This is a genomic window from Enterobacter sp. EGD-HP1, from assembly GCF_000733275.2.
GTDB lineage: Bacteria > Pseudomonadota > Gammaproteobacteria > Enterobacterales > Enterobacteriaceae > Enterobacter.
In genome coordinates this window covers 1-12,452 of sequence record NZ_AVOP01000021.1, presented here as the reverse complement: position 1 = coordinate 12,452, position 12,452 = coordinate 1, and the positions used below count along the sequence as shown (strand labels likewise).

General features: G+C 52.5%; 8 protein-coding genes. All 8 read left to right on the top strand.

What is annotated here, in order from left to right:
• Window positions 1–271: 271 nt before the first annotated feature.
• The 8 genes from secE to rpoC all read left to right on the top strand — a co-directional run bounded on the left by secE (window position 272) and on the right by rpoC (window position 12,364).
• Window positions 272–655, top strand: a complete 384-nt coding sequence (secE, locus tag N037_RS13630; protein ID WP_014068449.1) for a preprotein translocase subunit SecE — start codon at window positions 272–274, stop codon at window positions 653–655.
• 1 nt (window position 656) lies between these two features.
• Window positions 657–1,202, top strand: coding sequence for a transcription termination/antitermination protein NusG (gene nusG, locus N037_RS13625; protein ID WP_002438628.1), 546 nt, complete (start codon window positions 657–659; stop codon window positions 1,200–1,202).
• Window positions 1,203–1,358: 156 nt separating this feature from the next.
• Window positions 1,359–1,787, top strand: coding sequence for a 50S ribosomal protein L11 (gene rplK, locus N037_RS13620; RefSeq protein ID WP_008503452.1), 429 nt, complete (start codon window positions 1,359–1,361; stop codon window positions 1,785–1,787).
• A gap of 3 nt (window positions 1,788–1,790) precedes the next feature.
• Window positions 1,791–2,495, top strand: coding sequence for a 50S ribosomal protein L1 (rplA, locus tag N037_RS13615; RefSeq protein ID WP_006810530.1), 705 nt, complete (start codon window positions 1,791–1,793; stop codon window positions 2,493–2,495).
• Window positions 2,496–2,786: 291 nt separating this feature from the next.
• The gene (gene rplJ / locus N037_RS13610) at window positions 2,787–3,284 is read left to right on the top strand and encodes a 50S ribosomal protein L10 (RefSeq protein WP_001207203.1); all 498 of its coding nucleotides are present in this window, start codon (window positions 2,787–2,789) and stop codon (window positions 3,282–3,284) included.
• 66 nt (window positions 3,285–3,350) lie between these two features.
• Window positions 3,351–3,716, top strand: a complete 366-nt coding sequence (gene rplL, locus N037_RS13605; protein WP_006176746.1) for a 50S ribosomal protein L7/L12 — start codon at window positions 3,351–3,353, stop codon at window positions 3,714–3,716.
• A gap of 319 nt (window positions 3,717–4,035) precedes the next feature.
• Window positions 4,036–8,064, top strand: a complete 4,029-nt coding sequence (rpoB, locus tag N037_RS13600) for a DNA-directed RNA polymerase subunit beta (RefSeq protein WP_023334099.1) — start codon at window positions 4,036–4,038, stop codon at window positions 8,062–8,064.
• A gap of 76 nt (window positions 8,065–8,140) precedes the next feature.
• Complete coding sequence (rpoC, locus tag N037_RS13595) at window positions 8,141–12,364, top strand: DNA-directed RNA polymerase subunit beta' (protein ID WP_032641552.1); 4,224 nt, start codon at window positions 8,141–8,143, stop codon at window positions 12,362–12,364.
• The last annotated feature ends 88 nt before the right edge of the window (window positions 12,365–12,452 follow it).

Here is a 12,452-nt window from a genome sequence, read left to right as displayed (position 1 = left end):
TGGCCGTACCGTTGGCGCGGGCGTGGTTGCTAAAGTTCTCGGCTAATCGCTGATAACATTTGACGCAATGCGCATGAAAAGGGCATCATTTGATGCCCTTTTTGCACGCTTTCACATCAGAACCTGGCTCATCAGTGATTATTTTTGTCATAATCATTGCTGAGACAGGCTCTGCAGAGAGCGTATAATCCATAAAGGGATTATTTCGATTTGGCTCGCCTCGCAATCGCGGGGTGAAATTATTTGTAGAATTCTTCTGACAGGTTGGTTTATGAGTGCGAATACCGAAGCTCAAGGGAGCGGGCGCGGCCTGGAAGCGATGAAGTGGGTCGCTGTTGCCGTGCTGCTGATTGTGGCAATCGTTGGCAACTATCTTTATCGTGACATGATGCTGCCGCTCCGTGCGCTGGCAGTGGTGATTCTGATTGCTGCAGCGGGCGGTGTCGCGCTGTTGACGACTAAAGGTAAAGCAACCGTTGCTTTTGCACGTGAAGCGCGTACCGAAGTTCGTAAGGTCATTTGGCCGACTCGCCAGGAAACATTGCACACCACGCTGATCGTAGCGGCGGTTACCGCTGTAATGTCACTGATCCTGTGGGGACTGGATGGTATTCTGGTTCGCCTGGTTTCCTTTATTACTGGCCTGAGGTTCTAAGATGTCTGAAGCCCCTAAAAAGCGTTGGTACGTCGTTCAGGCGTTTTCCGGTTTTGAAGGCCGCGTAGCAACGTCGCTGCGCGAGCATATCAAATTACACAACATGGAAGAGTTATTTGGCGAAGTTATGGTTCCGACCGAAGAAGTGGTTGAGATCCGTGGCGGCCAACGTCGCAAAAGCGAGCGTAAATTCTTCCCGGGTTACGTGCTGGTTCAGATGGTGATGAACGACGCGAGCTGGCACCTGGTGCGCAGCGTACCGCGCGTGATGGGCTTTATCGGCGGCACGTCTGACCGTCCGGCGCCAATCAGCGACAAAGAAGTTGATGCGATTATGAACCGCCTGCAGCAGGTGGGTGATAAGCCGCGTCCTAAAACGCTGTTTGAACCGGGTGAAATGGTTCGTGTTAGCGACGGTCCGTTTGCTGACTTTAACGGCGTCGTTGAAGAAGTGGACTACGAGAAGTCCCGCCTGAAAGTTTCTGTTTCTATCTTCGGTCGTGCGACCCCGGTAGAACTGGACTTTGCGCAGGTCGAAAAAGCCTAAGCAGCGATCAAAAAAGCGGCGATTTAATCGTTGCACAGGGCGCGAGATTGGAATACAATTTCGCGCCTTTTGTTTTTATGGGCCCCGGCCCGTAAAACGAATTTTATTCACGGGGAGCCTCCCTGAGGCGCTATTACCCAATCAGAGGATTTTAGAATGGCTAAGAAAGTACAAGCCTACGTCAAGCTGCAGGTTGCAGCTGGTATGGCGAACCCAAGTCCACCAGTTGGTCCAGCTCTGGGTCAGCAGGGTGTGAACATCATGGAATTCTGTAAAGCGTTCAACGCAAAAACCGAATCCCTGGAAAAAGGTCTGCCAATCCCAGTCGTAATCACTGTTTACGCTGACCGTTCTTTCACTTTCGTTACCAAAACCCCTCCAGCAGCAGTTCTGCTGAAGAAAGCGGCTGGTATCAAGTCTGGTTCCGGTAAACCGAACAAAGACAAAGTGGGTAAAATTTCCCGCGCTCAGCTGCAGGAAATCGCGCAGACCAAAGCTGCCGACATGACTGGTGCCGACATTGAAGCGATGACTCGCTCAATCGAAGGTACTGCACGTTCCATGGGCCTGGTAGTGGAGGACTAAGAAATGGCTAAACTGACCAAGCGCATGTCCGTGATCCGTGACAAAGTTGATGCGACCAAACAGTACGACATCAACGAAGCTATCGCTCTGCTGAAAGAACTGGCAACTGCTAAGTTCGTTGAAAGCGTTGACGTTGCCGTTAACCTCGGCATCGACGCGCGTAAATCCGATCAGAACGTTCGTGGCGCAACTGTACTGCCACACGGTACTGGCCGTTCCGTTCGCGTAGCTGTATTTGCTCAGGGTGCAAACGCTGAAGCTGCTAAAGCTGCCGGCGCTGAACTGGTAGGTATGGAAGATCTGGCTGATCAGATCAAGAAAGGCGAAATGAACTTTGACGTTGTTATTGCTTCTCCAGATGCAATGCGCGTTGTTGGCCAGCTGGGCCAGGTTCTGGGTCCACGCGGCCTGATGCCAAACCCGAAAGTGGGTACTGTAACGCCTAACGTTGCTGAAGCGGTTAAGAACGCTAAAGCAGGTCAGGTTCGTTATCGTAACGACAAAAACGGCATCATCCACACCACCATCGGTAAAGTGGACTTTGACGCTGACAAACTGAAAGAAAACCTGGAAGCTCTGCTGGTTGCGCTGAAAAAAGCAAAACCAACTCAGGCGAAAGGCGTGTACATCAAGAAAGTTAGCATCTCCACCACCATGGGTGCAGGTGTTGCAGTTGACCAGGCTGGCCTGAGCGCTGCTGCAAACTAATGCCTTTACGTGGGCGGTGATTTTGTCTACAATCTTACCCCCACGTTTGCTAACGAAAGTTAGCGGCTAAAAGATTTGTTCGTTGGAGCCTGGCCTAATCCAGGCCTCCGTCGAAGACCGCAGGTGTTTCGCAAGAGACTTAATCCCCTGCGTAGACGGTGACAGAACGCTAAGATTATTTTTGGATACTCTGGCTTGTTTCTGCTCACCGTATTAAGACGCTCTTTCCGTTGGGGAGAGTGAAGTGAGTTCCGGAACATGAGTTCCGGCAAACATCCAGGAGCAAAGCTAATGGCTTTAAATCTTCAAGACAAACAAGCGATTGTTGCTGAAGTCAGCGAAGTAGCCAAAGGCGCGCTGTCTGCAGTAGTTGCGGATTCCCGTGGCGTTACTGTAGACAAAATGACTGAACTGCGTAAAGCAGGTCGTGAAGCTGGCGTATACATGCGTGTTGTTCGTAACACCCTGCTGCGTCGCGTAGTTGAAGGTACTCAGTTCGAGTGCCTGAAAGACACGTTTGTTGGTCCGACCCTGATTGCATACTCTATGGAACACCCGGGCGCTGCTGCTCGTCTGTTCAAAGAGTTCGCGAAAGCGAATGCAAAATTTGAGGTCAAAGCTGCAGCCTTTGAAGGTGAGTTGATCCCGGCATCGCAAATCGATCGCCTGGCAACCCTGCCGACCTACGAAGAAGCAATTGCACGCCTGATGGCAACCATGAAAGAAGCTTCGGCTGGCAAACTGGTTCGCACTCTGGCTGCTGTTCGCGATGCGAAAGAAGCTGCTTAATCGCAGTTATCTTTATAAAGCATTCGCTTACGTATAAACTTATTCTGATTTTCAGGAACAATTTAAATGTCTATCACTAAAGATCAAATCATTGAAGCAGTTGCAGCTATGTCCGTAATGGACGTTGTAGAACTGATTTCTGCAATGGAAGAAAAATTCGGTGTTTCTGCTGCTGCTGCTGTAGCTGTAGCTGCGGGCCCGGCTGAAGCTGCTGAAGAAAAAACTGAATTCGACGTAATTCTGAAAGCTGCTGGCGCTAACAAAGTTGCTGTTATCAAAGCAGTACGTGGCGCAACTGGCCTGGGTCTGAAAGAAGCTAAAGACCTGGTAGAATCTGCTCCAGCTGCGCTGAAAGAAGGCGTGAGCAAAGACGACGCAGAAGCACTGAAAAAATCTCTGGAAGAAGCTGGCGCTGAAGTTGAAGTTAAATAAGCCAACTTTTCTGGTTGCAGCCTAAGTCATTAGGCTGATGGCTGGTGACTTTTTAGTCACCAGCCTTTTTGCGCTGTAAGGCATCAGTAGCATTTCACACTGTTTGACTGCTGATTGTCCTGACAATGCATGTTTCTATCGACGACTTAATATATTGCGACAGGGTGCTCGCTCTGTGTAAATCGCGACGAAATGATTTAAGCGTGATAGCAACAGGTATTGCGGAAAGTATTCAATTTTCCGGTCCACAAAATGGTGTTGCACAAACTGTCCCTTCGTCGGACAGATGGGTCGACTTGTCAGCGAGCTGAGGAACCCTATGGTTTACTCCTATACCGAGAAAAAACGTATTCGTAAGGATTTTGGTAAACGTCCACAAGTTCTGGACATTCCATATCTCCTTTCTATCCAGCTTGACTCGTTCCAGAAGTTTATCGAGCAAGATCCTGAAGGGCAGTACGGTCTGGAAGCAGCCTTCCGCTCCGTGTTCCCGATTCAGAGCTACAGCGGTAACTCCGAGCTGCAGTACGTCAGCTACCGCCTTGGCGAACCGGTGTTTGACGTTCAGGAATGTCAGATCCGTGGCGTGACCTATTCCGCACCGCTGCGCGTAAAACTGCGTCTGGTGATCTACGAGCGCGAAGCGCCGGAAGGCACCGTAAAAGACATTAAAGAACAAGAAGTCTACATGGGTGAAATTCCACTCATGACGGACAACGGTACTTTCGTTATCAACGGTACTGAGCGTGTTATCGTTTCCCAGCTGCATCGTAGCCCGGGCGTCTTCTTCGACAGCGATAAAGGTAAAACACACTCTTCCGGTAAAGTACTGTATAACGCACGCATCATTCCTTACCGTGGTTCATGGCTGGACTTCGAGTTCGATCCGAAAGACAACCTGTTTGTCCGTATCGACCGTCGTCGTAAGCTGCCTGCAACCATCATTCTGCGTGCGCTGCAATACACCACTGAACAGATCCTGGACCTGTTCTTTGAGAAAGTGATCTTTGAAATCCGCGACAACAAGCTGCAGATGGAGCTGGTGCCGGAACGTCTGCGTGGTGAGACCGCGTCGTTCGACATCGAAGCCGACGGCAAAGTGTATGTGGAAAAAGGTCGCCGTATCACTGCGCGCCACATCCGCCAGCTGGAAAAAGATGATATCAAACTCATCGAAGTTCCGGTTGAGTACATTGCAGGAAAAGTAGCCGCGAAAGATTACGTTGATGAATCAACGGGTGAGCTGATCTGCCCAGCGAACATGGAGCTGAGCCTGGATCTGCTGGCTAAGCTGAGTCAGTCTGGCCACAAACGTATCGAAACGCTGTTCACCAACGATCTGGACCACGGTGCCTATATCTCTGAGACTATTCGCGTCGACCCAACCACCGATCGTCTGAGCGCGCTGGTAGAAATCTACCGCATGATGCGTCCTGGTGAGCCACCAACTCGCGAAGCGGCGGAAAGCCTGTTCGAGAACCTGTTCTTCTCCGAAGACCGCTACGATCTGTCCGCGGTTGGTCGTATGAAGTTCAACCGTTCTCTGCTGCGCGACGAAATCGAAGGTTCCGGTATCCTGAGCAAAGACGACATCATCGAAGTGATGAAGAAGCTCATTGATATCCGTAACGGTAAAGGCGAAGTGGACGATATCGACCACCTCGGCAACCGTCGTATCCGTTCCGTAGGCGAAATGGCGGAAAACCAATTCCGCGTTGGCCTGGTGCGTGTAGAGCGTGCGGTGAAAGAGCGTCTGTCTCTGGGCGATCTGGATACCCTGATGCCTCAGGATATGATCAACGCCAAGCCGATTTCTGCAGCAGTGAAAGAGTTCTTCGGTTCAAGCCAGCTGTCTCAGTTCATGGACCAGAACAACCCGCTGTCTGAGATTACGCACAAACGTCGTATCTCTGCACTCGGCCCAGGCGGTCTGACCCGTGAACGCGCAGGCTTTGAAGTTCGAGACGTACACCCGACGCACTACGGTCGCGTATGTCCAATCGAAACGCCTGAAGGTCCAAACATCGGTCTGATCAACTCCCTGTCCGTGTACGCACAGACTAACGAATACGGTTTCCTCGAGACCCCGTACCGTAAAGTGACTGACGGTGTTGTAACCGACGAAATTCACTACCTGTCTGCTATTGAAGAAGGCAACTACGTTATCGCTCAGGCGAACTCCAACCTGGATGACGAAGGCCACTTTGTAGAAGATCTGGTTACCTGCCGTAGCAAAGGCGAATCCAGCTTGTTCAGCCGCGACCAGGTTGACTACATGGACGTATCCACCCAGCAGGTGGTATCCGTCGGTGCGTCCCTGATCCCGTTCCTGGAACACGATGACGCCAACCGTGCATTGATGGGTGCGAACATGCAACGTCAGGCCGTTCCAACTCTGCGCGCTGATAAGCCGCTGGTTGGTACCGGTATGGAACGTGCTGTTGCCGTTGACTCCGGTGTTACTGCAGTTGCTAAACGTGGCGGTACTGTTCAGTACGTCGATGCATCCCGTATCGTTATCAAAGTTAACGAAGACGAGATGTATCCGGGCGAAGCTGGTATCGACATTTATAACCTGACCAAATACACCCGTTCTAACCAGAACACCTGTATTAACCAGATGCCTTGCGTATCTCTGGGTGAGCCAGTTGAGCGCGGCGACGTGCTGGCAGACGGCCCGTCCACCGACCTCGGTGAACTGGCGCTCGGTCAGAACATGCGCGTAGCGTTCATGCCGTGGAACGGTTACAACTTCGAAGACTCCATCCTCGTCTCCGAGCGTGTGGTTCAGGAAGATCGTTTCACCACCATCCACATTCAGGAACTGGCATGTGTGTCCCGTGACACCAAGCTGGGGCCAGAAGAGATTACCGCTGACATCCCTAACGTGGGTGAAGCTGCGCTCTCTAAACTGGATGAATCCGGTATTGTTTACATCGGTGCAGAAGTGACCGGCGGCGACATTCTGGTTGGTAAGGTTACGCCTAAAGGTGAAACCCAGCTGACGCCAGAAGAGAAACTGCTGCGTGCAATCTTCGGTGAGAAAGCGTCTGACGTTAAAGACTCTTCTCTGCGCGTACCAAACGGTGTTTCCGGTACGGTTATCGACGTTCAGGTCTTCACCCGTGACGGCGTTGAGAAAGATAAGCGTGCGCTGGAAATCGAAGAGATGCAGCTCAAACAGGCTAAGAAAGACCTGTCTGAAGAACTGCAGATCCTCGAAGCGGGTCTGTTCAGCCGTATCTATGCGGTGCTGGTTGCCGGTGGCGTTGAAGCTGAGAAGCTCGACAAACTGCCACGCGATCGCTGGCTGGAACTGGGCCTGACCGACGAAGAGAAACAAAATCAGCTGGAACAGCTGGCTGAGCAGTATGACGAACTGAAACACGAGTTCGAGAAAAAACTCGAAGCGAAACGCCGCAAAATCACTCAGGGCGACGATCTGGCACCAGGCGTGCTGAAGATTGTTAAGGTGTATCTGGCCGTTAAACGTCAGATCCAGCCTGGTGATAAGATGGCAGGTCGTCACGGTAACAAGGGTGTTATCTCTAAGATCAACCCGATCGAAGATATGCCGCACGATGCTAACGGTACGCCGGTAGATATCGTACTGAACCCACTGGGCGTACCGTCTCGTATGAACATTGGTCAGATCCTGGAAACCCACCTGGGTATGGCTGCGAAAGGTATCGGCGACAAGATTAACGCCATGCTGAAGCAGCAGGAAGAAGTCGCGAAACTGCGCGAATTCATCCAGCGTGCCTACGATCTGGGTACCGATGTGCGCCAGAAAGTCGACCTGAATACCTTCAGCGATGAAGAAGTGCTGCGCCTGGCTGAGAACCTGAAAAAAGGTATGCCAATCGCAACGCCGGTCTTCGACGGTGCGAAAGAAGCTGAAATTAAAGAGCTGCTGCAACTGGGTGGTCTGCCAACGTCTGGTCAGATTACGCTGTTTGACGGCCGTACCGGTGAACAGTTCGAGCGTCCGGTAACCGTCGGTTACATGTACATGCTGAAACTGAACCACCTGGTCGACGACAAGATGCACGCTCGTTCTACCGGTTCTTACAGCCTGGTTACTCAGCAGCCGCTGGGTGGTAAGGCACAGTTCGGTGGTCAGCGCTTCGGGGAGATGGAAGTGTGGGCGCTGGAAGCATACGGCGCGGCATACACCCTGCAGGAAATGCTCACCGTTAAGTCTGATGACGTGAACGGTCGTACCAAGATGTATAAAAACATCGTGGACGGCAACCATCAGATGGAACCGGGCATGCCAGAATCCTTCAACGTACTGTTGAAAGAGATTCGTTCGCTGGGTATCAACATCGAACTGGAAGACGAGTAATTCTCGCTCAAACAGGTCACTGGTGCCGGGTTAACCCCCGGCACCAGATTGTGCTAACTCCGACGGGAGCAAATCCGTGAAAGATTTATTAAAGTTTCTGAAAGCGCAGACTAAAACCGAAGAGTTTGATGCGATCAAAATTGCTCTGGCTTCGCCAGACATGATCCGTTCATGGTCTTTCGGTGAAGTTAAAAAGCCGGAAACCATCAACTACCGTACGTTCAAACCTGAGCGTGACGGCCTTTTCTGTGCGCGTATTTTCGGGCCAGTAAAAGATTACGAGTGCCTGTGCGGTAAGTACAAGCGCCTGAAACACCGTGGTGTGATCTGTGAGAAGTGCGGCGTTGAAGTGACCCAGACCAAAGTGCGTCGTGAGCGCATGGGCCACATTGAGCTGGCTTCTCCAACCGCTCACATCTGGTTCCTGAAATCTCTGCCGTCCCGTATCGGTCTGCTGCTGGATATGCCGCTGCGCGATATCGAACGCGTTCTGTACTTCGAATCTTATGTGGTTATCGAAGGCGGGATGACGAACCTGGAACGTCATCAGATCCTGACTGAAGAGCAGTATCTGGATGCGCTGGAAGAGTTCGGTGACGAATTCGACGCGAAGATGGGTGCGGAAGCTATTCAGGCCCTGCTGAAGAGCATGGATCTGGAGCAAGAGTGCGAGCAGCTGCGTGAAGAGCTGAACGAAACCAACTCCGAAACCAAACGTAAAAAGCTGACCAAGCGTATCAAACTGCTGGAAGCGTTCGTTCAGTCTGGTAACAAACCAGAGTGGATGATCCTGACCGTTCTGCCGGTTCTGCCGCCAGATCTGCGTCCACTGGTTCCGCTGGATGGTGGTCGTTTCGCAACGTCCGATCTGAACGATCTGTATCGTCGCGTTATCAACCGTAACAACCGTCTGAAACGTCTGCTGGATCTGGCTGCGCCGGACATCATCGTACGCAACGAAAAACGTATGCTGCAGGAAGCGGTAGATGCCCTGCTGGATAACGGTCGTCGCGGTCGTGCGATCACCGGTTCTAACAAGCGTCCTCTGAAATCTTTGGCCGACATGATCAAAGGTAAACAGGGTCGTTTCCGTCAGAACCTGCTCGGTAAGCGTGTTGATTACTCCGGTCGTTCTGTAATCACCGTAGGTCCATACCTGCGTCTGCATCAGTGCGGTCTGCCGAAGAAAATGGCACTGGAGCTGTTCAAACCGTTCATCTACGGCAAGCTGGAACTGCGTGGCCTGGCCACCACCATCAAAGCCGCTAAGAAAATGGTTGAGCGTGAAGAAGCTGTCGTTTGGGATATCCTGGACGAAGTTATCCGCGAACACCCGGTACTGCTGAACCGTGCACCAACCCTGCACCGTTTGGGTATCCAGGCATTTGAGCCAGTCCTGATCGAAGGTAAAGCTATCCAGCTGCACCCGCTGGTTTGTGCGGCCTATAACGCCGACTTCGATGGTGACCAGATGGCTGTTCACGTACCGCTGACGCTGGAAGCCCAGCTCGAAGCGCGTGCGCTGATGATGTCTACCAACAACATCCTGTCCCCAGCGAACGGTGAGCCTATCATCGTTCCTTCTCAGGACGTTGTATTGGGCCTGTACTACATGACCCGTGACTGTGTTAACGCCAAAGGCGAAGGCATGGTGCTGACTGGCCCGAAAGAAGCTGAGCGTATTTATCGCGCTGGCCTGGCCTCTCTGCATGCGCGCGTTAAAGTGCGTATCACCGAATACGAAAAAGATGAAAACGGCGAATTCGTTGCGAAAACCAGCCTGAAAGACACGACCGTTGGCCGTGCCATTCTGTGGATGATCGTACCGAAAGGTCTGCCTTTCTCCATCGTCAACCAGGCGCTGGGCAAGAAAGCGATCTCCAAAATGCTGAACACCTGTTACCGCATTCTGGGTCTGAAGCCGACCGTTATCTTCGCTGACCAGACAATGTATACCGGCTTTGCTTATGCAGCGCGTTCAGGTGCATCTGTTGGTATCGATGACATGGTCATCCCAGAGAAGAAACACGAGATCATCTCTGAAGCGGAAGCCGAAGTTGCTGAGATCCAGGAGCAGTTCCAGTCTGGTCTGGTAACCGCGGGCGAACGCTATAACAAAGTTATCGATATCTGGGCAGCGGCGAACGATCGTGTATCCAAAGCGATGATGGATAACCTGCAGACCGAAACCGTCATTAACCGTGACGGCGTAGAAGAGCAGCAGGTTTCCTTCAACAGCATCTACATGATGGCCGACTCCGGTGCGCGTGGTTCCGCAGCGCAGATTCGTCAGCTGGCAGGTATGCGTGGTCTGATGGCGAAGCCAGATGGCTCCATCATCGAAACGCCAATCACCGCGAACTTCCGTGAAGGTCTGAACGTACTCCAGTACTTCATCTCCACGCACGGTGCTCGTAAAGGTCTGGCGGATACCGCACTGAAAACAGCGAACTCCGGTTATCTGACGCGTCGTCTGGTTGACGTTGCGCAGGATCTGGTTGTGACCGAAGACGATTGTGGCACCCTCGAAGGTATCACCATGACCCCGGTTATCGAGGGTGGTGATGTTAAAGAGCCACTGCGCGATCGCGTTCTGGGTCGTGTGACCGCGGAAGACATTCTGAAGCCGGGTACTGCAGACATTCTGGTTCCACGCAACACGCTGCTGCACGAGCACTGGTGTGACCTGCTGGAAGCGAACTCTGTTGACTCCGTGAAAGTACGTTCCGTTGTATCCTGTGACACCGACTTTGGTGTATGTGCGCACTGCTATGGTCGTGACCTGGCGCGTGGCCACATCATCAACAAAGGTGAAGCAATCGGCGTTATCGCGGCACAGTCCATCGGTGAGCCGGGTACACAGCTGACGATGCGTACGTTCCACATCGGTGGTGCGGCATCTCGTGCGGCTGCTGAATCCAGCATCCAGGTGAAAAACAAAGGTAGCATCAAGCTCAGCAACGCGAAGTCTGTTGTTAACTCCGCAGGCAAGCTGGTTGTGACCTCTCGTAACACCGAGCTGAAGCTGATCGACGAATTCGGTCGTACCAAAGAGAGCTATAAAGTGCCTTACGGTGCGGTTATGGCGAAAGGTGATGGCGAGCAGGTTGCCGGCGGTGAAACCGTTGCAAACTGGGATCCACACACCATGCCGGTTATCACCGAAGTAAGTGGTTTCATCCGCTTCACTGACATGATCGACGGCCAGACCATTACTCGTCAGACCGACGAGCTGACCGGTCTGTCTTCTCTGGTGGTTCTGGATTCTGCTGAACGTACTACCGGTGGTAAAGATCTGCGTCCTGCACTGAAAATCGTTGATGCTCAGGGTAACGACGTTCTGATCCCGGGTACCGACATGCCTGCGCAGTACTTCCTGCCGGGTAAAGCGATCGTTCAGCTGGAAGATGGCATTCAGATCGGTGCGGGTGATGCTCTGGCGCGTATTCCACAGGAATCCAGCGGTACCAAGGACATCACCGGTGGTCTGCCACGCGTTGCGGATCTGTTCGAAGCACGTCGTCCGAAAGAGCCTGCAATCCTGGCTGAAATCAGCGGTATCATTTCCTTCGGTAAAGAGACCAAAGGTAAACGCCGTCTGGTTATCACGCCAGTAGATGGCAGCGAGCCGTACGAAGAGATGATTCCTAAGTGGCGTCAGCTCAACGTGTTCGAAGGTGAACGTGTAGAACGTGGTGACGTGGTTTCCGATGGTCCAGAAGCTCCGCACGACATTCTGCGTCTTCGTGGCGTACACGCGGTAACGCGTTACATCACCAACGAAGTACAGGACGTTTACCGTCTGCAGGGCGTTAAGATTAACGATAAGCACATCGAAGTTATCGTTCGTCAGATGCTGCGTAAAGCAACCATCGAAAACGCAGGCAGCTCCGAGTTCCTGGAAGGCGAGCAGGTTGAATACTCACGCGTCAAGATTGCTAACCGCGAACTTGAAGCGAACGGCAAAATCGGTGCGACCTTCTCGCGCGATCTGCTGGGTATCACCAAAGCGTCTCTGGCAACCGAGTCCTTCATCTCTGCAGCATCGTTCCAGGAAACGACTCGTGTCCTGACCGAAGCCGCTGTTGCTGGTAAGCGTGATGAACTGCGCGGTCTGAAAGAGAACGTTATCGTGGGTCGTCTGATCCCGGCGGGTACCGGTTATGCATACCATCAGGATCGTATGCGTCGTCGTGCTGCGGGCGAACTGCCAACTGCACCGCAGGTGACTGCTGAAGATGCATCCGCGAGCCTGGCAGAACTGCTGAACGCAGGTCTGGGCGGTTCCGACAACGAGTAATCGTTGATGCCCGGTGATGAACATTACCGGGCATGTGCCTCGTAGGTCGGGTAAGCGTAGCGCCACCCGACAGTAAAAGACCACCTTC